The organism is Pseudomonas sp. NPDC089758, assembly GCF_044748705.1.
Classification (GTDB): domain Bacteria; phylum Pseudomonadota; class Gammaproteobacteria; order Pseudomonadales; family Pseudomonadaceae; genus Aquipseudomonas; species Aquipseudomonas putida_X.
The window spans coordinates 153,041-177,269 of record NZ_JBIVGN010000009.1 but is presented as its reverse complement, the minus strand read 5'-3'; the positions used below and the strand labels follow the sequence as shown (position 1 = coordinate 177,269).

Annotated in this window: 22 protein-coding genes; 11 read left to right on the top strand and 11 right to left on the bottom strand. The window is 63.2% G+C overall.

All coding sequences use genetic code 11. From position 1 onward, the window contains the following. Positions 1-573, bottom strand: a complete 573-nt coding sequence (locus ACIPZH_RS14710; protein WP_241803171.1) for a CsiV family protein — start codon at positions 571-573, stop codon at positions 1-3. Positions 574-582: 9 nt separating this feature from the next. Beyond that, entirely contained in the window at positions 583-4,032 is a 3,450-nt protein-coding gene (gene mfd / locus ACIPZH_RS14705) for a transcription-repair coupling factor (protein ID WP_267822292.1), read from the bottom strand. A 168-nt stretch (positions 4,033-4,200) separates the two neighbouring features. Between mfd and ACIPZH_RS14700 the strand changes: the two genes are divergently transcribed. From ACIPZH_RS14700 to sthA, 3 genes are all read left to right on the top strand, one after another. Then, positions 4,201-5,664 carry a glyceraldehyde-3-phosphate dehydrogenase gene (locus ACIPZH_RS14700; RefSeq protein WP_241803173.1) on the top strand — a complete coding sequence of 488 codons (1,464 nt, stop codon included), beginning with the start codon at positions 4,201-4,203 and terminating at the stop codon, positions 5,662-5,664. Between the two features lie 196 nt (positions 5,665-5,860). Continuing rightward, on the top strand, positions 5,861-6,859 hold the full coding sequence (locus ACIPZH_RS14695) for an FAD:protein FMN transferase (RefSeq protein WP_400636672.1): 999 nt from the start codon (positions 5,861-5,863) through the stop codon (positions 6,857-6,859). A gap of 204 nt (positions 6,860-7,063) precedes the next feature. Continuing rightward, complete coding sequence (gene sthA / locus ACIPZH_RS14690; RefSeq protein WP_241803175.1) at positions 7,064-8,458, top strand: Si-specific NAD(P)(+) transhydrogenase; 1,395 nt, start codon at positions 7,064-7,066, stop codon at positions 8,456-8,458. 48 nt (positions 8,459-8,506) lie between these two features. On the opposite strand, the gene ACIPZH_RS14685 is transcribed toward sthA, so the two are convergent. Both ACIPZH_RS14685 and ACIPZH_RS14680 read right to left on the bottom strand, forming a co-directional pair. After that, a complete protein-coding gene (locus ACIPZH_RS14685) occupies positions 8,507-9,223 on the bottom strand; it encodes a glycerophosphodiester phosphodiesterase (protein WP_039602806.1) in 717 nt (238 codons plus the stop codon). 31 nt (positions 9,224-9,254) lie between these two features. Further along, a complete protein-coding gene (locus ACIPZH_RS14680) occupies positions 9,255-9,839 on the bottom strand; it encodes a PilZ domain-containing protein (protein ID WP_400636670.1) in 585 nt (194 codons plus the stop codon). Between the two features lie 93 nt (positions 9,840-9,932). Between ACIPZH_RS14680 and ACIPZH_RS14675 the strand changes: the two genes are divergently transcribed. From ACIPZH_RS14675 to ACIPZH_RS14665, 3 genes are read left to right on the top strand one after another with little or no spacing between them, the layout of a single operon-like run. After that, positions 9,933-11,183: a lipoprotein-releasing ABC transporter permease subunit gene (locus ACIPZH_RS14675; RefSeq protein WP_241803177.1), complete on the top strand. Its 1,251-nt coding sequence runs from the start codon at positions 9,933-9,935 to the stop codon at positions 11,181-11,183. Between the two features lie 7 nt (positions 11,184-11,190). Beyond that, positions 11,191-11,874, top strand: coding sequence for a lipoprotein-releasing ABC transporter ATP-binding protein LolD (lolD, locus tag ACIPZH_RS14670; protein ID WP_172655298.1), 684 nt, complete (start codon positions 11,191-11,193; stop codon positions 11,872-11,874). Positions 11,875-11,930: 56 nt separating this feature from the next. Then, positions 11,931-13,172, top strand: a complete 1,242-nt coding sequence (locus ACIPZH_RS14665; RefSeq protein ID WP_241803178.1) for a lipoprotein-releasing ABC transporter permease subunit — start codon at positions 11,931-11,933, stop codon at positions 13,170-13,172. Between the two features lie 41 nt (positions 13,173-13,213). Here ACIPZH_RS14665 and ACIPZH_RS14660 read toward each other — a convergent pair whose 3' ends face one another. Then, positions 13,214-14,551, bottom strand: a complete 1,338-nt coding sequence (locus tag ACIPZH_RS14660; protein WP_400636669.1) for a heavy metal sensor histidine kinase — start codon at positions 14,549-14,551, stop codon at positions 13,214-13,216. Further along, positions 14,551-15,231 carry a heavy metal response regulator transcription factor gene (locus tag ACIPZH_RS14655; protein ID WP_400636667.1) on the bottom strand — a complete coding sequence of 227 codons (681 nt, stop codon included), beginning with the start codon at positions 15,229-15,231 and terminating at the stop codon, positions 14,551-14,553. The genes ACIPZH_RS14660 and ACIPZH_RS14655 overlap by 1 nt, the downstream gene beginning before the upstream one ends. A 151-nt stretch (positions 15,232-15,382) precedes the next feature. On the opposite strand from ACIPZH_RS14655, the gene ACIPZH_RS14650 reads away from it, so the two are divergent. Further along, positions 15,383-15,886 (top strand): plastocyanin/azurin family copper-binding protein, encoded by a 504-nt coding sequence (locus ACIPZH_RS14650; RefSeq protein ID WP_400636665.1) that lies wholly within the window; start codon positions 15,383-15,385, stop codon positions 15,884-15,886. Between the two features lie 68 nt (positions 15,887-15,954). Beyond that, positions 15,955-16,785 (top strand): NADPH-dependent 7-cyano-7-deazaguanine reductase QueF, encoded by an 831-nt coding sequence (gene queF, locus ACIPZH_RS14645; RefSeq protein ID WP_400636664.1) that lies wholly within the window; start codon positions 15,955-15,957, stop codon positions 16,783-16,785. 75 nt (positions 16,786-16,860) lie between these two features. On the opposite strand, the gene ACIPZH_RS14640 is transcribed toward queF, so the two are convergent. Further along, positions 16,861-17,124, bottom strand: coding sequence for a DUF4404 family protein (locus ACIPZH_RS14640; RefSeq protein ID WP_241803182.1), 264 nt, complete (start codon positions 17,122-17,124; stop codon positions 16,861-16,863). A 123-nt stretch (positions 17,125-17,247) separates the two neighbouring features. Next, on the bottom strand, positions 17,248-17,811 hold the full coding sequence (locus ACIPZH_RS14635) for a phosphonoacetaldehyde phosphonohydrolase-related protein (RefSeq protein WP_400627111.1): 564 nt from the start codon (positions 17,809-17,811) through the stop codon (positions 17,248-17,250). A gap of 188 nt (positions 17,812-17,999) precedes the next feature. Between ACIPZH_RS14635 and ACIPZH_RS14630 the strand changes: the two genes are divergently transcribed. Continuing rightward, positions 18,000-18,707, top strand: coding sequence for a VacJ family lipoprotein (locus tag ACIPZH_RS14630; protein WP_400627113.1), 708 nt, complete (start codon positions 18,000-18,002; stop codon positions 18,705-18,707). Between the two features lie 291 nt (positions 18,708-18,998). Here ACIPZH_RS14630 and ACIPZH_RS14625 read toward each other — a convergent pair whose 3' ends face one another. Next, positions 18,999-19,298 carry a PilZ domain-containing protein gene (locus ACIPZH_RS14625; protein WP_267822315.1) on the bottom strand — a complete coding sequence of 100 codons (300 nt, stop codon included), beginning with the start codon at positions 19,296-19,298 and terminating at the stop codon, positions 18,999-19,001. A gap of 269 nt (positions 19,299-19,567) precedes the next feature. On the opposite strand from ACIPZH_RS14625, the gene rssB reads away from it, so the two are divergent. Both rssB and rssC read left to right on the top strand, forming a co-directional pair. Next, positions 19,568-20,752 carry a two-component system response regulator RssB gene (gene rssB, locus ACIPZH_RS14620; protein WP_400636694.1) on the top strand — a complete coding sequence of 395 codons (1,185 nt, stop codon included), beginning with the start codon at positions 19,568-19,570 and terminating at the stop codon, positions 20,750-20,752. Next, positions 20,749-21,231: an anti-sigma factor antagonist RssC gene (gene rssC, locus ACIPZH_RS14615; RefSeq protein ID WP_039602918.1), complete on the top strand. Its 483-nt coding sequence runs from the start codon at positions 20,749-20,751 to the stop codon at positions 21,229-21,231. The genes rssB and rssC overlap by 4 nt, the downstream gene beginning before the upstream one ends. A 52-nt stretch (positions 21,232-21,283) precedes the next feature. Here the strand turns inward: rssC and ACIPZH_RS14610 are convergent, their stop codons facing one another. Both ACIPZH_RS14610 and tal read right to left on the bottom strand, forming a co-directional pair. After that, a complete protein-coding gene (locus tag ACIPZH_RS14610) occupies positions 21,284-23,143 on the bottom strand; it encodes an alkaline phosphatase D family protein (RefSeq protein WP_400636663.1) in 1,860 nt (619 codons plus the stop codon). 143 nt (positions 23,144-23,286) lie between these two features. Beyond that, positions 23,287-24,213, bottom strand: a complete 927-nt coding sequence (gene tal / locus ACIPZH_RS14605) for a transaldolase (protein WP_241803187.1) — start codon at positions 24,211-24,213, stop codon at positions 23,287-23,289. Positions 24,214-24,229 lie beyond the last annotated feature (16 nt).

Below are 24,229 nucleotides of genomic sequence, written 5' to 3'. Positions count from 1 at the left end.
TCACTGCTCCATCAGCTCCGGGTCCATCACCGGCATCTTCCGAGTGCCTGGCGGGGTGATCTTCAGCAGCACCGCCAGGTGGCCGCCATCGAGGAAGGTCAGCTGGCCACCCTTGATGGTGCTGTTGCTCTGTTTGAACTGCTCGCTCTTGAGCACATTGCCATTGCTGTCGAGCTGGTTGACCCAGAAGTTGGCCTCCACGGCGATGAAGCGCCCTTCGGTGATGCTCAGGTTGCCTTCGATCGGGAAATGGCCGAACTGCTCCTGGCCATCAGCCAGGGCGATGCGGCTTGGCGCGTTGCCGACCTGCTGCTGCCAGGCCTTGTGCAGCAGCACGGTGTAGTCGGCCGTGGCTTGCAGGCGGGTGGCTTCATCTTCCAGCGCCAGTGGGCGTTCGGCGCTCTTTTCCAGGGGCTGAGCGCCGGCGCTCCAGTCCTCGGGCGCGTAAGGGCTGGTGAAGGCCGGCACGCTGTTCTGCCGCACAAGCATCATTTCCACCTGATAAAGGCCTTCAGCGAAGGCAGCCGGCGCGAACAGCGCAAGCAACAAGGTCAGGCAACGGATGGCACGCATGGATCTTCCTTAGGCTGTCTGTGGTGTCAGGCGCTCGAACAGCGCCTCCAGAGTGTTGAAACGTTCGTCGGGCCGCTCCATCGGTACCAGGAAGCGGAACTGGGTTGCACCTTCGAACTTGTAGCGTTTGGGCTGGCCCTGGATCAGCTTGATCAGGGTCAGCGGGTCGACCGGGGTTTCGGCCTCGAACTCGAGCTTGCCGCCGTTCGGGCCGGCATCGACTTTCTTGATGCCGAGCTTTTCCGCCTGCAGCTTGAGCTGGGTCAGGCGCATCAGGTTCTTGGTCGGCTCGGGCAGCAGGCCGAAGCGGTCGATCATCTCCACTTGCAGGTCCTTGAGGCCCTCTTCGTCAGCCGCCGAGGCGATGCGCTTGTAGAGGATCAGCCGCGCATGCACGTCGGGCAGGTAGTCCTCGGGGATCAGTGCCGGCAGGCGCAGGTTGATTTCCGGGCCGCCGCCCAGCGGCTGCTCCAGGTTCGGCTGAGTGCCCTTGCGAATGGCCTTGACCGCTCGTTCGAGCATTTCCATGTAAAGGGTGAAGCCCACCGCCTGGATCTGCCCGCTCTGGCCTTCGCCCAGCAGCTCGCCGGCGCCGCGGATTTCCAGGTCGTTGGTGGCCAGCACGAAACCGGCGCCCAGGTCCTGGGTGTTGGCAATGGCTTCCAGGCGTTTCTCGGCGTCGGCGCTCACTTTCTGGCGCGCCGGTGTCAGCAGGTAGGCGTAGGCCTGGTGGTGGCTGCGGCCGACCCGGCCACGCAACTGGTGAAGCTGGGCCAGGCCGAACTTGTCGGCACGCTCGATGACGATGGTGTTGGCGCTGGGCACGTCGATGCCGGTCTCGATGATGGTCGAGGCGATCAGCACGTTGAAGCGCTTGTGATAGAAGTCGCTCATCACCTGTTCCAGCTCGCGCTCGCGCATCTGCCCGTGGCCGATGCCGATGCGCGCTTCGGGCACCAGTTCGGCAAGGTCGGCGGCGCATTTTTCGATGGTTTTCACATCGTTGTGCAGGTAGTACACCTGGCCGCCGCGCAGCAGTTCACGCAGCAGGGCTTCTTTGACCGTGCTGTTATTCTGCTCCATGACGAAGGTGCGCACCGACAGGCGCCGTGCCGGCGGCGTGGCGATGATGGACAGGTCGCGCATGCCGGCCACGGCCATGTTCAGCGTTCGCGGGATTGGTGTGGCGGTCAGGGTGAGGATGTCCACCTCGCTGCGCAGGGCCTTGAGCTGCTCCTTCTGGCGTACGCCAAAGCGGTGCTCTTCGTCGATCACCACCAGGCCAAGGTCCTTGAAGCGCACGTCGTCCTGCAGCAGCTTGTGCGTGCCGATCAGGATGTCGATCTTGCCTTCGGCCAGGTCCGCTGCAGCACTGGCCACTTCCTTGGCCGACTTGAAGCGGCTCATCACCTCGACCGTCACCGGCCAGTCGGCGAAGCGGTCGCGGAAGCTGTTGTAGTGCTGCTGGGCAAGCAGGGTGGTAGGCACCAGCACCGCGACCTGACGGCCGCTGTGCACGGCGATGAAGGCCGCGCGCATCGCCACCTCGGTCTTGCCGAAGCCGACGTCGCCGCACACCAGGCGGTCCATTGGCTTGGCGGCAAGCATGTCGGCGCGCACGGCTTCGATGGCGTTCTGTTGGTCGGGGGTTTCCTCGAAGGGGAAGCCGGCGCTGAAAGTGGCATAGTCGGCAGCCGGGTCGGCGAAGGCGTAGCCCTTGCGAGCGGCGCGGCGGGCGTAGATGTCGAGGAGCTCGGCGGCCACGTCGCGGACCTGTTCGGCGGCTTTGCGCTTGGCTTTCTGCCAGGCTTCAGAGCCCAGCCGGTGCAGCGGTGCCAGGGCATCATCGCTGCCGGTGTAGCGGGCGATCAAGTGCAGGTTGGCCACCGGCACATAGAGCTTGGCGCCCTCGGCGTATTCCAGGGTTAGGAACTCCGCGGCCTGGCCGTCGATTTCCAGGGTGGCCAGGCCCAGGTAGCGGCCCACGCCATGGTCGATGTGCACCACCGGCGCGCCTTCGCGCAGCTCGGTCAGGTTTTTGATCACCGCATCATTGGCGGCCTCGCCGCGCTTGTCGCGGCGCCGGCGCTGCATCACGCGCTGGCCGAACAGCGGGCTTTCGGCCACCAGGGCGACGGCCGGGTCTTCGAGCAGCAGGCCGTCATCCAGTGGCGCGATGGTGATCGCCAGGCGCTGGCTGCCGGTGATGAAGTCGGCCCAGCCCTCGACTGTCTGCGGCCTCAGCTTGAGGCGCTCGAGCAGCTCCAGCAACACCTCGCGACGGCCCGCCGATTCGGCGGTGAACAGCACCCGGCCGTTGAACTGGTCGAGGAAGTCGGACAACGCCGCCAGCGGCTGGTTGGCTTTGGCTTCGATGGCCAGGTTGGGCAGGGTGCGAGCGGGGAAGCGCTCGCGGCCGACGCCAGGCTCGAGATCCTCGGCACTGACCACCACGCGCGGCCATTGCTTGAGCTGGGCGAAGCAGTCCTCCACCGGCAGGAACAGCTCAGAAGGCGGCAGCAGTGGACGGCTCAGGTCGCCGCGGCGGTCTTCGTAACGGCCGCGCACGTCGTTCCAGAAGTGCTCGGCAGCCTGCTCCACGCCCGGCAGCGAGAACACCTGGGTGTCGCTTGGCAGGTAGTCGAACAGGGTCGAGGTTTCTTCGAAGAACAGCGGCAGGTAGTACTCGATGCCGGCGGGAATGATGCCGCTGGCCAGGTCCTGGAAGATCGCGCTGCGGCGGAAGTCGACATCGAAACGCTCACGGAAGCGCGCCTTGAAGCGTGTCACTTCCTCTTTCTGCATGGGGAATTCGCGTGCTGGCAGCAGGCGGATCGAGTCGACCTTGTCGATCGAGCGCTGGGTCTCCGGGTCGAAGGTGCGCAGGGTCTCGATCTCATCGTCGAACAGGTCGATGCGATAGGGCAGCTTGCTGCCCATCGGGAACAGGTCGATCAGCGCGCCGCGCACGGCGAACTCGCCATGCTCGTAGACCGTGTCGACGCAGCGATAGCCCGTGGCCTCCAGGCGCGAGCGCATCTGCTCTACGTCGATGGTCTGGCCGACGTCCAGCACCAGGCTGCTGCCGAGCAAAAAGCGCGTTGGGGCCAGGCGGTGCAGGGCCGTGGTGATCGGCACCACGAGGATGCCGTGGCTCAGCTCCGGCAGCCGGTAGAGGCTGGAGATGCGTTGGGAAATGATGTCCTGATGCGGTGAGAACAGGTCGTAGGGCAGGGTTTCCCAATCCGGGAACGGCAGTACCGGAAGGCCGGGGGCGAAGAAGCGCAGCTCCTGCTCCAGACGGTCGGCAGCCTGGCTGTCGGCCGTCAGCAGCAGGGTGAAGCGGCCAGCGCTGCTGGCGGCTTCGGCGATGGCAAGGCTGAGGGCGGCACCGGGCAGGTTGCCCCAGGTTTGTTTGCCGGCCGTAGCCGACATTTGCGGTAGGCGCAGAACTGACACGGGAGATTGCACTCCAAGCGTTGCGGCAAAGAGACCGATTGTACCGGTGCCGGTGCGTGCTGTCAGGCTCGGAAAGGGCATGAGCACGGGCTTTGGCTGCCACGACAGGCGCTCATTGCCGGTTACGCGTTGGGGCGTCATAATGTAGCCCCTTTTTTCTCCCCCTACATGTGGAAGGTTCCCGTGACTCAGAAGCCCGACCAGTGTCTTGGTGAGTGGATCGATCGTGAAGCTCTGGCTGAAGCGATGATCCCGCTTATCGGTCAGCTCTACCGCAACAACAACGTGGTGAGCTCGATCTATGGCCGCAGCCTGATCAACCGTTCGGTTATCTCGATCCTCAAGGCCCACCGCTTTGCGCGTCACCGTCAGACCGACGAAACCGAACTGTCCGTCCACGAGACATTCCCCCTGCTCAAAGCCATGAGCGAGCTGAAACTGGGCGCCGCTTCGGTCGACCTGGGCAAGCTGGCCAACAAGTTCAAACAGCAAGGCAATGGCAAGACCGCCGAGCAGTTCGTGCGTGAAGAACTGGCCGAGGTCGTGGGCCAGCAGAATGCATCCGCGCGCAAGGGCACCGACGTTGTCCTGTACGGTTTCGGCCGCATCGGCCGCCTGCTGGCGCGCATCCTGATCGAGAAGACCGGTGGTGGCGACGGCCTGCGCCTGCGTGCCATCGTTGTGCGCAAGGGTGCCGAAAACGACCTGGTCAAGCGCGCCAGCCTGCTGCGCCGTGACTCGGTGCACGGCCCGTTCGATGGCACCATCACCATCGACGAAGCCAACAACACCATCACTGCCAACGGCAACCTGATCCAGATCATCTACGCCAAGAACCCGAGCGAAGTCGATTACACCCAGTACGGCATCGAAAACGCCCTGATCGTCGACAACACCGGCGTATGGCGTGATGCCGACGGCCTCGGTCAGCACCTGGCCTGCCCGGGCGCTGCCCGCGTGATCCTCACCGCACCTGGCAAGGGCGCGCTGAAGAACATCGTGCACGGCATCAACCACGGTGACATCACCGCCGAGGACAAGATCATCTCGGCAGCTTCGTGCACCACCAACGCCATCGTGCCGGTGCTCAAGGCCATCAACGACCAGTACGGCATCGTCAATGGTCACGTCGAAACCGTTCACTCGTTCACCAACGACCAGAACCTGATCGACAACTTCCACAAGGGCAGCCGTCGTGGCCGCGCCGCGCCGCTGAACATGGTCATCACCGAAACCGGTGCTGCCACCGCTGCCGCCAAGGCGCTGCCAGTGCTCAAGGGCAAGCTGACCGGCAACGCCATTCGCGTACCGACACCGAACGTGTCGATGGCCATCCTGAATCTGAACCTGGAAAAGGCCACCAACCGCGACGAAATCAACGAGTACCTGCGCCAGACCGCCATGCACTCGGAGCTGCACAAGCAGATCGATTACGTCAGCTCGCAGGAAGTGGTTTCCACCGACTTCGTAGGCTCGCGCCACGCGGGTGTGGTTGACGCTGAAGCGACCATCGCCAACGATAACCGCGTTGTCCTGTACGTCTGGTACGACAACGAATTCGGTTACAGCTGCCAGGTGGTTCGCGTGATGGAAGACATGGCTGGTGTGAACCCGCCTGCGTTTCCACGCTAATTCGCTTGTAAGGCAATGAAAAAACGGGAACCTTCGGGTTCCCGTTTTTTTTTGGCCTGCTGAACCGAACCGGCCTCTACTGTGTCTGTAATGGCCCCATCCCTGGCAAGCTCCACGGCTGGAGCACTGGCGCCCAATCCATTGGTAAGCCTTTTACGGGCCATGAAGCCGGTGCAGGCAACCGAGAACCCGACTTTTGCGCATAGCCCTGCTGTTCATCCTGATGCTGCTGACCGCCTGTAACCAAGGCCCCACCCTGGAGCGCCTCGGCGGCCCTGCCATGGGCAGCAGCTACAGCATCCAGTACGTCCGCGAGGCAGGCGGGCCCGCACCTGTCCAGGTACAGGCGGCGGTGGAAACGATCCTGCAGGACATAGATCAACACTACTCGACCTACCGCGGCGACTCTGCGGTGAGCCAGTTCAATCAGCTCCCCGCCAACCGGTGCCTGGCCTTGCCCTCAGACATGCTCGAGCTGGTCGCCTTCGGCCAGCACCTGGCCGAACAAACCGATGGCGCTTTCGACCTCACTGTCGAACCGCTGCTCGACCTCTGGGGTTTTGGCCCTCAGGCCCGCCATGAACAGGTGCCAGAAGCGCAGGCATTGGCCACTGCCCGCCTGCGTGTGGGCTACCAGCACTTGCGCGTCGAAGGCCAGATGCTGTGCAAAGATGCCCCGGTGCAGCTGGACTTCAACAGCATCGCTGCTGGCCACGCCGTGGACCTGATTGCCGCGCGCCTGCGTGCCATGGGTATCGCCAGCTTCATCGCCGAAGTGACCGGCGAGCTCAAGGCGGTGGGCCGCAAGCCAGACGGCAGCCTCTGGCGCATCGCCCTGGAATTGCCCCGCGAGGACCGCCAGATCGCCCGCCAGGTGATACCGGTCGATGGCCTGGGTGTATCGACCTCGGGTGACTATCGGCACTATTTCGAGCAGAATGGCCGGCGCTATTCGCACACCTTCGATGCTCGTCTCGGGCGCCCGGTCGCTCATGACCTGGCTGCCGTCACCGTGCTCGATGCCTCGGCGCTGCAGGCCGACGGCTATTCGACCCTGTTGCTGATCCTCGGGCCGGAGCGCGGCTGGGATTTCGCCATCGCTCATGACCTGGCGGCGGTATTGGTGACTCGGGCAGAGGGTGGCTTCGTCTCCCGAGCTACGCCCGCTTACGAGCGTGCGCTCAAAGGCAGGTGAAAGCGCAAGCAGGGAAGGTAGCTGCCAGGGAATCGGTGTATGCACATGTAGTGCAGGCAAAATTGGCCTACGACGCGACCAAGGGTTAATGTGCGCGGCGTTCACGCTTGATTAGACTGCACCCGAATTTTCTCATGGCGCCCCGGCGGCATGATCGAGTCCCGCGGCGACCATGGCCAGCGGGCCAGTTCTGAAGGAGTACGCATGGCTGTCTACAACTACGACGTAGTGGTGTTGGGTTCCGGCCCGGCCGGAGAAGGTGCGGCAATGAACGCCGCCAAAGCAGGGCGCAAGGTGGCGATGGTCGACAGCCGTCGCCTGGTCGGTGGCAACTGCACCCACCTGGGCACCATCCCGTCCAAGGCACTGCGTCACTCGGTGCGGCAGATCATGCAGTTCAACACCAACCCGATGTTCCGTGCCATCGGCGAGCCACGTTGGTTCTCTTTCCCGGACGTGCTCAAAAGCGCCGAGAAAGTGATCGCCAAGCAGGTCGCTTCGCGTACCGGCTACTACGCCCGTAACCGCGTCGACCTGTTCTTCGGCACCGGCAGCTTCGCCGACGAGCAGACCGTCGAAGTGGTCTGCCCCAATGGCGTGGTGGAAAAGCTCAACGCCAAGCACATCATCATCGCCACCGGCTCGCGTCCGTACCGCCCGGCCGACATCGACTTCCACCACCCGCGAGTCTATGACAGCGACACCATCCTGAGCCTCAGCCACACCCCGCGCAAACTGATCGTTTATGGCGCCGGTGTGATTGGCTGCGAATACGCCTCGATCTTCAGTGGCCTGGGGGTACTGGTCGAGCTGGTCGACAACCGCGGCCAACTGCTGAGCTTCCTGGATTCGGAAATTTCCCAGGCGCTGAGCTACCACTTCAGCAACAACAACATCACCGTGCGCCACAACGAAGACTACGAGCGGGTCGAGGGCCTGGACAACGGTGTCATCCTGCACCTGAAGTCTGGCAAGAAGATCAAGGCCGACGCCTTGCTGTGGTGTAACGGCCGTACCGGCAACACCGACAAGCTGGGCCTCGAGAACATCGGCATCAAGGTCAACAGCCGTGGCCAGATCGAAGTCGACGAGGCCTACCGCACCAGCGTGCCGAACATCTACGGTGCCGGTGACGTGATCGGCTGGCCGAGCCTGGCCAGTGCCGCCCATGACCAGGGCCGCTCGGCAGCAGGCAGCATCGTCGACAACGGCAGCTGGCGTTTCGTCAACGACGTACCGACGGGCATCTACACCATTCCGGAGATCAGCTCGATTGGCAAGAACGAGCAGGAGCTGACCCAGGCCAAAGTGCCATACGAAGTGGGCAAGGCTTTCTTCAAGAGCATGGCGCGTGCACAGATCGCCGGCGAGCCGCAAGGCATGCTGAAAATCCTGTTCCACCGCGAGACCCTGGAAATCCTCGGCGTGCACTGCTTCGGCTACCAGGCTTCGGAAATCGTCCACATCGGCCAGGCGGTGATGAACCAGCCGGGCGAGCTGAACAACCTGAAGTACTTCGTCAACACCACGTTCAACTACCCGACCATGGCCGAAGCCTATCGGGTAGCTGCCTATGACGGCCTGAACCGGCTTTTTTGAGCGGCTCCGGCCGGTGGCCTGAGCCGGTCGGGGAGACCGATTTCAGCCCTACCCGAGGGTGGTCTTGGCCAAACCGGGAAAGTCTGTAATCAGGCTGTCCACGCCAAAATCAGCGAGCCGGCGCATCAGTGCCGGCTCGTTGACCGTCCACACCGATACATGCAAACCCTGGCCCTGTGCTTTGAGCAGGCGCTCGGGCGTGCACAGTGTCCAGTTCAATGCCAGCAGATCGCAGCCATAGTTCTGCGCGACCTTCAGCGGGTCGAGCCAGGCGTACTCGGCGACCAGGCCGCGCTTCACGTCAGGCACCAGTTCCAGCGCAGCGCCCAGTACTTCCCGCGAGCTCGAGGTGATGGTCACCTTGTCCAGCAGGCCGTACTGCTGTGCCAGTTCCCGAATCGCCAGCACCGTGGTGGCGGCCCGGGTCCGCGAGGCGCTCTTGACCTCCAGTTGCCAGTGCTCGAAGGGGCATTTTTCGAACAGTTCTTCCAGCCGTGGGATAGGGCAGGGCTGCACATGGCCCGGGCCGCCCCTGCGCGCATCGTAGGTGACCAGATCGGCTGCCGGGTGTTCGACGACCTTGCCGCGCCGCCCAGTGGTGCGCTTGAGGGTAGGGTCGTGGATGACCATCAGCTCATTGTCGGCCGACAGGTGCAGGTCAAGCTCGCAGCGGGTGACGCCGTGGGACAGGCACTGACGGAAACTGTGCAGGGTGTTCTCGGGCGCTTCGCCCTTGGCGCCGCGGTGGCCATAAATGAGGGTCACGTTCGTTCCTTCAGGTCAAAAATGAAAAGGCTCAGGAGGCAGGGTCGCCCTGTTCCAGCTGCTGGCGCCGTTGTTGCTGTTGGCGCTGCAGGATGTAGCGTGCCAGCAACTGACGCTGGGCATCGGTCATGTCGGTGAATTCGGTGCCAAGTTCGAAGCTGCCATCGGCGCGCGGGTCGCAGTGGGTGACCTTGCCGCGCAGCAGCAGGCCGTGGGCGCGGGGCATCAACACCATCTTCACTTTGACCCGGGTGCCAGGGGCGATCTGCTGGGCTTGGGCGAACTCGACGCCACCTTCGGAGATGATCACCCGCTGGGGCTGGCCGATCTCGCCGATCAGGGTTTGCGCGACCACCGCGCTGAGCAAGTCCAGGCGCTTGTTCTGCGCCCGCAGGAACGCCGCCAGGGTGCGGTCCTTGTCGCTCAACTGACGCAGCAGGTGCTGGGACTCGAAGTCGGACAGGTGCAGCTCGCTGAGCAGGTTGAACAGTGGTGAATCATCCTGCAACAGTTCTGGCTCAAGGGCTTCGGCCGCGCTCAGGGGGCTGATTTCCAGTGCGATCCGATCTTCGATGCGGTAGTATTCGCGGCGATCTTCTTCGTCTAATGTCGTCATGGCGAACCCATGGTAGCGGCGGTGGTCCGAGTGTAAAGCCGCCGCAGGCGCCTCGCCACAAGGACGTTCCCTTTCATCCGAACAAGCCCCGACATGTTCAGACCTCTTTTCGCATTCATTGGTACGCGCTACACCCGTGCCAAGCGCCGTAATCACTTCGTCTCGTTCATTTCCCTGACCTCGATGATCGGCCTCGCCCTGGGCGTGGTGGTGATGATCGTGGTGCTCTCGGTCATGAACGGTTTCGACCACGAGATGCGTACCCGCGTGCTGGGCATGGTCCCTCACGCCACGCTTGAGAGCGGCCAGCCGATCAACGACTGGCCTGCCCTTGCCCAACAAGTAAAGCAGAATCCGCAGGTGCTGGCGGTTGCGCCCTATACCCAGATGCAGGGCCTGCTGACCCACGATGGCAAGGTGCAGAAGGTGCTGCTCAACGGTATCGACCCAGCCCGCGAGCGTGAGGTGTCGATCATCGACAACTTCATCCAGCAAGGCCGCCTCGACCAGCTGGCGCCGGGCGAGTGGGGCATCATGATCGGCGACAAGGCGGCCGCCAAGCTGGGCGTGGCCATCGGCGACAAGCTGACCTTCGTCGCCCCGGAGGTCAGCGTGACCCCAGCCGGCATGTTCCCACGCATGAAGCGCTTCACCGTGGTCGGCACCTTCCACGTCGGTGCTGGCGAGATCGACGGTTACCTGGGCCTGACCAACATTGCCGACCTGTCCCGCCTGCACCGCTGGAAGCCGGACCAGGTACAGGGCCTGCGCCTGAAATTCGACGACCTGTTCCAGGCCCCGCGTGTGGCCTGGAGCATCGCCCAGCAGTTGGGTGAGCAGGAGTACTACAGCCGCGACTGGACCCGCACCCACGGCAACCTGTACCAGGCGATCCGCATGGAAAAAGCCATGATCGGCCTGCTGTTGCTGCTGATCGTCGCGGTGGCGGCGTTCAACATCATTTCCACCCTGGTCATGGTGGTCAACGATAAGCGCGGTGACATCGCCATTCTGCGTACCCTGGGCGCCACCCCCGGGCAGATCATGGCCATCTTCATGGTTCAGGGCACGGTGATCGGCGTGATCGGCACCCTGATCGGAGCCGTGGTCGGTATCCTCGCTGCGCTCAACGTCAGCGCGGCGATTGCCGGCATCGAGAAATTGATCGGGCACAAGTTCCTCAACGCTGATGTGTATTTCATCGATTACCTGCCCTCGCAGATCCAGGCCCAGGACGTGTACATGGTCTGCGGTGCGGCGCTGGTCCTGAGTTTCTTCGCCACCCTGTATCCGGCCTGGCGTGCGGCCCGCACCCAGCCTGCAGAGGCGCTACGTTATGAGTGAGTCGCGCATGAGTGATAAAGCCGTTCTGAGTTGCCGCAATTTGGGCAAGTCCTACGACGAGGGCCCGGAGTCGGTGCAAGTGCTGGCCGGGCTCAACCTCGAGCTGCACGCCGGGGAGCGGGTGGCCATCGTCGGCAGTTCCGGTTCGGGCAAGAGCACCTTGCTCAACCTGCTGGGTGGCCTCGATCGGCCGACCCAAGGCAGCGTCTGGCTGGCCGGTGAAGAGCTGTCGGCGCTTGGCGAGCGGGCCCGCGGCCTGCTGCGCAACCGCGAGCTGGGCTTCGTCTACCAGTTCCACCACCTGCTGCCCGAGTTCACCGCCATGGAGAACGTGTGCATGCCGCTGCTGATCGGGCGCACCGCGATCCCCGAGGCCCGTGAGCGCGCCGAGGCACTGCTCAAGCGTGTCGGTCTGGGCCACCGCCTGCACCACAAGCCGGCCGAGCTGTCGGGGGGTGAGCGGCAACGGGTGGCCATTGCCCGCGCGCTGGTCAACCGGCCGGGCCTGGTCATGCTCGATGAACCGACCGGCAACCTCGACCACCACACCGCCCAAGGCATCCAGGAGTTGATGCAGGAACTGTCCAGCGCCTCGCGCACGGCATTTCTGGTGGTGACCCACGACCTCAACCTGGCACGGCAGATGGACCGTGTGCTGAAACTCGACGACGGTCATCTGGTGGCGATCTGAGCCGCGTGCACGGGGTGGCCTGAGCCGCCCCGCAACTTTTTCAGTGGGTGTTTTACATGTTCAGACCCTTGCCCTTGTTCATCGGTGCGCGCTACACCCGTGCCAAGCGCCGCAACCATTTCATCTCGTTCATCTCGATGACCTCGATGATCGGCCTGTCCCTGGGCGTGCTGGCGATGATCGTGGTGCTGTCGGTGATGAATGGCTTCCAGCGCGAGATGAGCTCGCGCATCCTCGGCCTGGTGCCACACGCCAGCATCCTCGGCGTGCAGCCGCTGGACGACTGGCGCAAGGCTGCCGATGCAGCACTGCAAAACCCAGCCGTGATGGCGGTTGCGCCGATCACCGAGATGGAGGGCATGCTCTCCTACAAAGGTGCAATGCAGCCCATCCAGGTCAGCGGCATAGACCCGGCCGAAGAAGGCAAGGTCTCGATCGTCGGCCAGCACATCGTGCAGGGGCGCCTGCAGGCCCTGCAGCCGGGTGAGTACGGGGTGGTGATCGGCGAGCTGACTGCGCGCCGGTTCCGTCTCAATACCGGCGACAAACTGACCCTGATCGTGCCGGAAATCAGCAAGGAGCCGGGCGGCATCACCCCGCGCATGCAGCGCCTGACCGTGGTCGGCATCTTCAAGGTGGGTGCCGAGCTGGACGGTTCGCAGGCTTACATGCATGTGGCCGACGCCGGCGAGATGCAGCGCTGGGCGCCCGGCCAGGTACAGGGCGTGCGCCTCAAGCTGCACGACCTGTATGCCGCGCCGCAAGTGTCCAAGGCCATTGCTGCCAGCCTGGGCGATGCCTACCGCGCCGATGACTGGTCGCACACCCAGGGCAGCCTGTTCAGTGCCATGAAGATGGAAAAGACCATGATCGGCCTGCTGCTCCTGATGATCATCGCCGTGGCGGCGTTCAACATCATCGCCACCCTGGTGATGGTGGTGAACGACAAGGGGCCGGACATCGCCATCCTGCGCACCCTGGGCGCTACCCCGGCGCAGATCATGGGCACCTTCATGGTTCAGGGCAGCCTGATCGGTATTGTCGGCACAGTGATCGGCGGCGTGCTCGGGGTGATCGCTGCGTTCAATGTCAGCCAGATCGTCGGCTGGCTGGAGCGGGTGAGCGGGCAGCACATCTTCACCTCGGATGTGTACTTCATCAGCAGTCTGCCTTCCGAGTTGCAGTGGGGGGATGTGGCGATCATCTGCACCGCCGGGCTGGTGATGAGCTTCCTGGCGACCATCTATCCGGCATACCGCGCTTCGCAGGTGCAGCCGGCGATCGGCCTGGCTGGCTGATCGGTCACTGAGATCATGGGGGTGCAATGCGCCCCCGGTCTCTATAGCGGCTCGCTGAACTCGATCAAAAACCGCGTCCAACCGTTATTGCACTGTGCCCGGATGCTCCCGCCATGTGCCTGGATGATCGACCGGGTGATTGCCAGGCCCAGCCCGGCATGTTCGCTACTGCTCTCGCGGCGCGCTGGGTCCACCCGATAAAACCGGTCAAACAGCCTGGGCAATGAAGCCGCCTCGATCGGCTTGCCGGTATTGGCCACGCACACCTGTCCACCAGGCCCCAGCGTCACGCATATCTGCCCGCCTGCCGGGGTAAACCGCAGCGCGTTATCGAGCAGGTTGGACAGTGCCCGGCGCAGCATATGCCGGTCACCCTTCAGCATCGCCTCACCCTCACGCAGCAGCTGCACTGCGTTGTCCTCGGCGAGGGGCGCGTAATACTCCAGCAGCGCGTCCACCTCGTCATGCAGCATCAGCATTGCCTGCCCTGGTGCCAGCAAGCCATGGTCGGCCTTGGCCAGGAAAAGCATGTCGTTGATCATCTGCGCCATCCACTGCAGCTCCTCGAGGTTGCCGTGCAGTGCTTCGCGGTACTGCTCAAGGCTGCGTGGGCGGGTGAGGGTGACTTGGGTGTGGGTCAGCAGGTTTGACAGCGGCGTGCGCAGCTCGTGAGCGATATCGGCCGAGAACGCCGACAGGCGCTGGAAGGCGTCATCCAGGCGCTGCAGCATGGCGTTCACGGTAGTGCCCAGTTCTGCCAGTTCTTCGGGCAGCTGCGCCACCGGCAGGCGGGTGGTCAGCGAGCGTGCTGACACGCTGGCGGCCACCTGGCCCATCTGCCGTAATGGCTTCAGTCCGCGGCGCGCGGCCCAGGCGCCAAGCAGTGCCGTGGCCAGCGCGGACAGGCCGACGGTGAACCAGATCAGGCGTTGCATGCCCTGCAGAAAATGCTGGTGATGGGTGATGTCGAGAAACAGCGTAAGGCGGGCGCTGTTGTTGAGCGGCACGGCCAGGCTGCGGTAGTCGATACCGTCGGCATGGAGCGTTGCCAGTCCCGGGTTGGCCGGCGCGTCTGGCAGCGCGCGGCGGCTGGCGTACCAAGGGCTGCCATCGCTGCCATTGATACGCAAGGCCAGGTCGGCCTGGTGGCTGAGCTCGTGGCGCAGGGCTGCCAGCTGCGCGTGCAGGTCGGCAGGGCGTTGCAGGCCGGAAAGCCGGGTGCGTAACAGCGACAGGCGTGATTCGAGCAGTTGCTGGTCCAGCTCGACGAAATGTTGCTCGCTGGCACGGTTGAACAGCAGCCCCGCCCCCAGCGAAACGGCAGCGGTACACGCGGCGAACAACAGGGCCAGGCGGCTGCCAAGGGAAAGCCTGCGCATCAGTCCTGGCGCTCTTCGAGCACATAACCCATGCCGCGTACGGTGTGAATCAGCTTGTTGCGGTGCTGGTCGTCGATTTTCAGGCGCAGGCGGCGGATGGCGACCTCGATGACGTTAGTGTCGCTGTCGAAATTCATGTCCCACACTTGCGAGGCGATCAACGATTTGGGCAACACTTCGCCTTGCCGACGCAGCAGCAATTCAAGCAGGGCGAACTCCTTGGCGGTCAGGTCGATGCGTTGGCCGGCGCGCTCTGCCCGGCGGCGCAACACGTCCAGGCGCAGGTCGGCCAAGGCCAGGTGTGTCTCTTGGCTGGGGCTGGCACCGCGGCGTAGCAGGCTGCGAACCCGGGCCAGCAGTTCGGAAAAGGCGAAAGGCTTGACCAGGTAATCGTCGGCACCCAGCTCCAGGCCGTGCACACGGTCCCCCACTGCGTCGCGAGCAGTGAGGAACAGCACCGGCGTGTCCAGGCCCGCCTGGCGCACCGCCTGGAGGATCTGCCAGCCGTCACGACCCGGGAGCATCACATCGAGGATCAGCAGGTCGTGGTCGCCGGTAAGCGCCAGGTGCTGCCCGGTTTCGCCGTCTGCGACCAGCTCGGTGGCGAAGCCGGCTTCGCTGAGGCCTTGGCTCAGGTACTGGCCGGTGCGGGCCTGGTCTTCGACAATCAGCAGTTTCATGCGGCGTCCAGATGGGCGGTGTAAGGGCTGAAATGATACGTGACTATGTCGGCCGCCGCCCAAGCTGACAAACTTGTAATCTTGCCGTCAGGTCGCTGCCAGTCAGCCCCTTCTAAAGTGGCCTCATATCCGCTGCAAGTCTGGAGTCATCATGAAACGCCTGTTCATCGCCGCTGCGCTTGCCCTGGTAAGCCTGCCCAACCTCGCCGACACCGGCAAAAGCTTCGCCTTCGGCGAGCCGGCCCCGGCGGCCAAGGCCACACGCACGGTCGAAGTTGTGCTCAAGGACATCGCCTTCGAGCCCGCCAACCTGCACGTCAAGGCGGGTGAGACGGTACGGTTCGTCCTGATCAACGAGGGCAAGCTGCCCCATGAGTTCAACCTGGGCGACAAGGCCATGCACGCCCAGCACCAGAAAGAAATGATCGCCATGCAAGGCAAGCTGTTCACCGCTGGCATGAATCACGAAGGGACGGGCCACGGCCAGGTGGACCATGGTGCCCACGGCCATGATGCTGGCAACACAGTCCTGGTGCAGCCCGGCCAGCGCGCCGAGTTGACCTGGACCTTCCGCCAGTCGGCGCCCATCGAATTCGCCTGCAACGTACCTGGGCATTACCAGGCCGGCATGGTCGGGCCATTGACCATCGAGTGACTGGCGCTCCAAGGCGGGCTGTAAAACCGGTAGACTAAGGGCATTTCCGAACCTTCAGGTCAGTTTCCATGCATCCCGCCGCCGAACATTCCCCGCTGGGCAAATCCAGCGAATACATTGCCACCTACACACCTTCGTTGCTCTTCCCTATCCCGCGCACGGCCAAGTGGGCCGAGCTGGGTGTGACCGCCCAGACCCTGCCGTGGCACGGGGTGGATTACTGGAACTGCTTCGAGCTGTCCTGGCTGTTGCCGTCCGGCAAGCCCGTGGTGGCGATAGGGGAGTTCGCCATCCCTGCCGATTCGCCGAACATCATCGAATCGAAGTCGTTCAAGCTCTACCTGAACTCACTGAACCAGACGGTGTTCGCCACCCTCGGCGAGTTGCAGGCATGCCTAGCGAAGGACCTGTCGGCCGCCGCTGGCAAGCCTGTGAGCGTGCAGGTGCGCAGCTTGGCAGAAGTAGAGGCGCAAGGCGTGGTGGCGCTGCCGGGGCAGTGCATCGATGCATTGGATGTGACCATCGATAATTACGAGCAGCCGCAACCAGAGTTGCTGCGCTGCAACCCTGAGCGGGTGGTCGAAGAAACCCTGCACAGTCACTTGCTCAAGTCGAACTGCCCGGTAACCGGCCAGCCGGATTGGGGCAGTGTGGTGGTCGAGTACAAGGGCAGGGCGCTGGACCATGCGAGCCTGCTGACCTACCTGATCAGCTTCCGCCAGCATGCCGATTTTCATGAGCAGTGTGTAGAGCGGATCTACCTGGACCTCAAGAAACTGCTTGAGCCGGAGCATTTGACGGTTTATGCACGCTATGTGCGGCGTGGCGGGCTGGATATCAACCCATACCGCAGCACCGGGGTGATCAGCCCTGAGAACGTGCGCCTGGTGCGCCAGTAAGGTTCGAGTGATTGGGGCCGCTTCGCACCCCATGCCGGCTTGCCGGCATGGGGTGCGAAGCGGCCCCTTGCAGTTTCAGATCCCCATACTGTGCAGCGAGTTGGCGATGCTGCGCAGGGTGGCGGTGAGGTCGGGATGCTCGGCCTCGAAACGCTCTATGGCCAGGTTCACACCATCGACCAGGTTGTTGTCTGGTGTGGCTTCTTCAAGCTTCAGTTGCGCCTCGATCTGTCTGGCTTCCTCATGCAGCGCGGCCAGCTCCTCATCGGTAAGCGGTACGTTTCGATCCAGTTGCTCGCGCAAGCTGTTCAGGCGCTCTTGCAATTCGCGGGCAGGCATTGGCTGTTCTCCATCAATGGCTTGGCAAGGCATGGACCTCAGCGAAGCGGCAAAGGTTCGCACCTGTCTTCTAGCGTAATCCACCCGCTGTTGCTTTGCATGATCCGTGTCAACGCTGCTGTATCAGGGTTTTTCACCCTTTCCGCGGCGCTGGGCGATGTCGGTCAGGCAGGTGTCTAGCGCTTCGAGGTGGTCGATCACCGAGTGCACGCCCAGACGGAACAGCTCCAGCGTGGCCTTGCCCCGTGCCAGCTCCTGCTGCTGCGGGGTCATGGCTTGCCATTGCTGCGAGCCGAGGTCGCAGGATGGGCTGCAGGCGGCCAGGCCGACTGTCCACAGCCCGGCGTTGAGGCCCGATTGCAACAGCCGCGGCTCGCCGCTGACCAATACGCAGCCGTCCAGGCGTTGGCTGTCCAGCGCCATCAGAGCCTGCCAGCAGGCATTGGGCGCCGGCCATCGCACGCCATTGGCCGTGTGCCCCGGTAACCAGTCCGGCAGCACGCTGGCCAGGCGTTTGCCCTGTGGGCTGCTCAGGTCATCGAGCCAGATGCATGGCACCTGTTGGCGGCGCAGGCCGGCCAGGGTATCGAGGGCGCCGGGTGCGGGTGAGGGGTCGCCATTGGCAGCCTGGACCAGGCAACCACGCAGGCCGAACAGCACAGCGGTGAAGGCAGGTGCGTCATGCATGTTAACCTCCCCAAATATGCCGCAGGCTATTCAGCGATTGTTACGTCTCTGTGACTTGTAGTAACTGCTCACAATTATTTAGGAAAACTGTGTAAGGGTGTTTATCAGCGCGCAAGCCTCTATACTGCCGCCTTACCTGCGGCGCATGCGTTGCGCCAGCGGCCGAGAAATTCGATGGAGAAACATCTATGCGTAGGATCGGTGCCGGTGTGATCGAGCGAGTCACCCAGGCCTGTGTCTGTGCCAGCTTGCTGCTGGCGCCTGTGGCGGCTACCCAGGCGGCCACCGAGGACGATCCCTGGGAGGCGGTCAACCGGCCGATCTTCCGCTTCAACGATATCCTCGACACCTATGCCCTCAAGCCATTGGCCCAGGGCTACCAGGCTGTCACCCCCCAGTTCCTCGAAGATGGCATCCACAATATCTTCCGCAACCTGGGCGATGTCACCAACCTGGCCAACAATGTGCTGCAGCTCAAGCCGCATGCGGCCGGCGTTGATACGGCGCGGCTGATAGTCAATACCACCTTCGGCCTGGGCGGCTTCTTCGATGTGGGCACCAAGATGGGCCTGCAGCGCAGCGACGAAGACTTCGGCCAGACGCTCGGTTACTGGGGTTTGCCCAGCGGTCCGTACGTCGTGATTCCGCTGTTGGGCCCGAGCACCGTTCGCGATGGCCTGGCGAAATACCCGGACGGCTACACCAAGCCGTACCGCTACATCGACCATGTGCCGACCCGCAACTCGATCTTTGCCCTGGATGTGGTCGATACCCGGGCCAGCCTTTTGTCGGCTGAAAAGCTGATTCAGGGCGACAAGTACATCTTCATTCGCAATGCCTACCTGCAGAACCGCGAGTTCAAGGTCAAGGATGGCGAGGTCGAAGACGATTTTTGATTGAGGAACACGAGGTCGGCGACCATCGGGTGATGGCTGTCAGCCGAGGGGCCTGGGGCCGCTGTGCGGCCCCATCGCCGGCAAGCCGGCTCCCCCAGGGATCGCGCCAGCTTTATAAGTTGAGCAAGACAATTGCTTCCACAGCTAAAGCGCAGGCCTGAAGCACTGCACGGTCGTGGTGGGAGCCGGCTTGCCGGCGATTGGGGTGCGCAGCAGCCCCACAGCAGCGCTGCAATAGCCCGGGCAGCGAGTATCTGGCATCAACCTCCGGCTCGCCTTTTTCGTAACAGATCAATGCATGGCCAAGATGCGCAGGCCAAATTTCTGCTGCCCGCCGGGTTGGTCGGCGATCCACACCACTTCGGCGCTGGCATGCAGGCCCTTGAGGGCAGGGTGGTCGGAATCGATCCGGACCTCCAGGGTGTCGCCTACTTGAAAACGCTGCGGCGCCTGCACCTGCATGCCGCTGCTGGACAGGTCCAGGCATACCGCTGCGATCACCTGGCCGGCATGCAGCAGGCTGACTTCGGTGTCGATGCGCATGCGAATGAAGTCGCGTTTCTCGCTGTGATTGGAGGGCGTGGTAGGCATGCTGCATCCTTCTCATCGGGTTGCACAGGTCGCTTTCTTATAACTCTCGGTGATTTCGCCTGTAAAGAGCACCGAACTCGACCCACGCATGCTTGAAACGCCTGGCGGATGGGAGTACCGTCTGCGCCTTAGACAGTACCTCTGCCGGTTGCCTGGGCCGTCTTCTTGGCCTACAACTCAAGTAGAGTGTCACCGCAGAGTATTCCAGCAGTCGGATGTCAGCCTTGCAGACGCCCCTGCACCAACCTAAATCGGCGCCGTTCGCCCACATGCAGAAAATCAGTGCAACGCTGCTGATCATCGATGATGACGACGTGGTCCGTGCGAGCCTCGCCGCCTATCTGGAAGACAGTGGCTTCAGCGTCCTCCAGGCCGGTAATGGCCAGCAGGGGCTCCAGGTCTTTGAAGAACACCAGCCCGACCTCGTGATCTGCGATCTGCGCATGCCGCAGATGGGCGGCCTTGAGCTGATCCGCCAGGTCAGTGAGCGGGCGCCGCAGTTGCCGGTGATCGTGGTATCGGGTGCTGGCGTGATGAGCGACGCGGTCGAGGCCTTGCGCCTGGGTGCTGCCGATTACCTGATCAAGCCGCTGGAAGACCTTGCCGTGCTCGAGCATTCGGTGCGCCGTGCGCTTGATCGTTCGCGTCTGGTAGTGGAAAACCAGCGTTACCGCGACAAGCTCGAGGCAGCCAACCGGGAACTGGAGGCCAGCCTGCACCTGTTGCAGGAGGACCAGACTGCCGGTCGTCAGGTGCAGATGAACATGCTGCCAGAGAGCCCCTGGGTTGCCGGGGAGTTCGCCTTCGAGCACCAGATCATCCCGTCGCTGTACCTGTCTGGCGACTTCGCCGACTATTTCCGCGTGGATGAACGGCGTATTGCCTTCTACCTTGCCGATGTCTCCGGGCATGGCGCGTCGTCGGCGTTCGTCACCGTGCTGCTGAAGTTCATGACCACCCGGCTGATGTTCGAATTCAAGCGCAGCAGCAAGCTGCGTGAATTCAAGCCTTCGCAAGTGCTCGGCCACATAAACCGTGGCCTGATCAACTGCAAGCTGGGCAAGCACGTGACCATGGTCGGTGGTGTGATCGATGAAGAAACCGGCCTGCTGACCTATGCCGTGGGCGGCCACTTGCCGCTGCCGGTGCTGTATACCCCAGGCCAGGCCCGCTACCTGGAAGGCCGTGGCCTGCCGGTGGGCCTGTTCGATGAGGCCACCTACCAGGACCTGGTGATGGAACTGCCCCCGCAGTTCAGCCTGACACTGATGTCAGACGGCATCCTGGACCTTTTGCCAGGGGACACGCTCAAAGATAAAGAAGCCGCCTTGCCGGAGATCGTCAAGGCAGCGGGTGGTAGCCTGGATGGGCTGCGCCAACGATTTGGATTGGCTACGCTTGGGGAGATGCCGGATGATATCGCCCTATTGGTGTTAAGCAGGAACCTTCAATGAGTACCGGTAGAATCCAGTTCGCCGAGCAAAGCGGTACCTTCGTGCTGAAATTCGTCGGTGAAGTGCGCCTGACCTTGTGTTCGGCACTGGATGCGACGATCGAGAAAATCTTCACCGCGCTGAATTTCTCGGCCATCGTCATCGACCTCACCGAAACCGAGAGCATCGACAGCACCACCCTGGGGCTGCTGGCCAAGCTGTCGATCCTGTCGCGGCAGAAGGTCGGCCTGCTGCCGACCGTGGTCACCACCAACCCGGATATTTCGCGCCTGCTGCAATCGATGGGCTTCGATCAGGTGTTCAACATCGTCGATCGCCCGGTGCCTTGCCCGGAATGCCTGACCGACCTGCCATCCCAGGACCAGAACGAAGAGGTGGTGCGCTCCAAGGTGCTGGAGGCGCACAAGATTCTGATGGGCTTGAATGACTCCAACCGTGAAGCCTTCCATGACTTGGTGAATGCGCTGGAGCGCTCCTGACCTGGCGGCTGTCTGGGCCCTTGGCGGGTAACCCGCCACAGGGCCGCATCAGCTAGTCCGGCCGCGCAAACTCCGTAGCCTCACCCCCCTTGGCATCCAGCTGAAACACCCGTGCCGGGCGCCCCTGCTCATCGAAGAACACCTGCCCCAGCCCCGCCCCATTCCACAGGCGCTCCCCAGCCTTGCTCTGGCTGGGCGTGCGCGGCACCACCTCCATCTCGCGCCGCCGGGTAAACCAGTTCAGCGGCGAGCGCGGCGAGTAAAGCCAGCGGTTGAGCCGGTCCAGCACGTCCAGCAAGCGGCGGGGGAATTCATTCTTGATCCCGCTACTGGTGACCTGCCACAAGTGCGGGCTGCGCTGGCGTTGGCGAATCAGCACCTCGTACACGAACGAATAATGCACGTCCCCTGACAGGATCACGTAGTGCCCCGGTGTGCGCGAGTGGCGGAAGATATTCAGGATCACCTGGGCGGCACCGCGGTGGGCCATCCAGTTCTCGGCATCTACCAGCAGCGGGTGGCCCAGCCAGCTGAACACTTTCTGCACCGTCTCGATCAGCTTTACCCCGAAGATCGGCGCCGGTGACACGATGATCGCCGAAGGGTGGTCGAGCAACGCTTGCTGCAGTTCGCACAACGCCTCCCAGTCCAGTAAGCCGGAAGGCTTGGCCAGGTCGCTTTCGCTGCGCCAGCGCCGGGTGCGGGTGTCCAGCACCAGCAGGGGCGGGTTGCTCGGCAGGTTGAACTGCCAGCCCTGAAAACGCAGCAGTTCACCGATCAGGTGGTCGTGTTGCTGGCTGTCCAGTTGCGGGCTGGCCAGCGCCTGGCACTGCCCGACCAACGCCTTGCAGCCTTGCGGGTCGTTGCCCCAGGCCTGACACAGCAGGTAGCCGAGCAGGGCATTGCCGATGATGCGTCGCGAGAATGGGTGGCCGTAGGCTGTTTCTTCCCACTGCGCCGACAGGTTCCAGTCATCGGTGATGTCGTGATCGTCGAAGATCATCAGGCAAGGTAAGTGCGCCATCACCCGCGCCACCTGGCCCAGGTTGTCGGCGAACGCCTGGATCAGCGGCAGTTCCTTGCGGTAGCGCGCCTGGTGCGGGTCGGCAAGGCCCGCAGGCATGTCGAGCGCTACCAGTTGCCAAGGGGTGGGTGACCAGACCAGCAGGTACATGGCCATGACCTCGGCGAACGTCACCAGATGGTTGTCGGCATTGCTTGAGGAGAAGATGGGTTTGCGCTTGCCGCCGAAGAATCGCTCGCGCAGGGTTTCGTTACGTTCCTGGGCCGGCAGCAGGTCGGCGCGATGGTAATAGCTGGCCGGGTGGTCATACAGCGACCTGCTGTCGGCCACGACTGCGCCGTCCAGGTGTTCATCGAACAGGCCTAGGCGCTCGATCAGCGAATGAATGGCCCGTAGCATCGGCCCTGCTACATCATCGGCGTAGACTTGGTCCCCGGTCATCAACAGCACGGCCGGGCGCTCTTCGGGGCGCGTACAGGCCTGTAGCAGCCTGTCTGCGCAGAGCAGGCCATCGGCAGCGGGGTGGTGCGGTTTGCGGCAAGAGCCGTGCAGCAGCTGATCCAGGCGGTCGCGCAGCACCAGGCTTGGCCGCTGGCGGCCTGGGTAGAGCAGGTGCGGCGCCCAGTCAGCGATACCTTGGCCGTCGATCAGCAGGTCGTATTCGAGTTCGACGTTGCAGGGCAGCGGTTGGGCAAAGTCGATGTCAAGCAGGTGGATGAAGGCGTGCTCACCGATCGGTACGACCTGGCAATCCACTTTGGCCGCGCCGTCCAAGCTGAACGCGAGGTGCAAGGGTTGGCTGCCGACCAGCCAGATGGCCAGGCGCTGAGGCTCCAGGCGGCGCAGTACAGGGCCGGCGAGAACAAGGGGCAAAGGGGAGGAAGTCATGGACAGCTCTGGTGGCTAATCGGCCCAGTCACGGCGAACCGTCGCGAACAGGCCTTTGAATTCAGAACGCTTGTTGCAAGGCTAAAGCAAAGCGGGCGGAAAATGCTGAACATTCACCGCCCGCCTGGCAAACCTAAAATGTATCAGGCTTTGTCAGCCATCAGCTTTTCCAGCTTCTCCTGGTCACGGGCGAACTGGCGAATGCCCTCCGCCAGTTTCTCGGTACCCATGGCGTCTTCGTTCATCGCCCAGCGGAACTGGCTTTCGCTGAGCACCTGCTTGGCCTCGCCGGCATTGCCCGGCTTGAGTACCTGCGGCAGCTCGCCCTGGTCATCGCTCAGTTGCTGCAGCAGCTCCGGGCTGATGGTCAGGCGATCGCAGCCAGCCAGTTGCTCGATCTGGCCGATGTTGCGGAAGCTGGCGCCCATGACCACGGTGTCGTAGCCGTTGGCCTTGTAGTAGTTGTAGATGCGTGTGACCGACTGGACGCCAGGGTCATCGGCGCCCACGTACTCTTGGCCGGTGCTCTTCTTGTACCAGTCATAGATACGGCCCACGAACGGGGAAATCAGGAACACACCGGCATCGGCGCACGCCTGTGCCTGGGCGAAGGAGAACAGCAGGGTCAGGTTGGTCTGGATGCCTTCCTTCTCCAGCTGCTCGGCGGCGCGGATGCCTTCCCAGGTGGAGGCCAGCTTGATCAGTACGCGGTCTTTGGAGATGCCGGCGGCCTGGTAAAGCTCGATCAGTTGGCGGGCCTTGCTCAGCAGTGCCGGTTCGTCGAACGACAGGCGTGCATCCACTTCGGTGGAGATGCGCCCAGGGATCACTTTCAGAATGCCCGCGCCCACCGCCACGGCGAACTTGTCGCACGCCAGGTCGACATTGCCCTTGGCATCGCTTTTGACCTGCTTGAGCAGGTCGGCATAGCCCGGGATGGCGGCAGCCTTGAGCAGCAACGACGGGTTGGTGGTGGCATCGACCGGCTTGAGGCGGGTGATGGCGTCCAGGTCCCCGGTGTCGGCGACCACGGTGGTGAACTGCTTGAGTTGTTCCAGCTTGGAAGTCATGGCGTGCTCTGTCCTG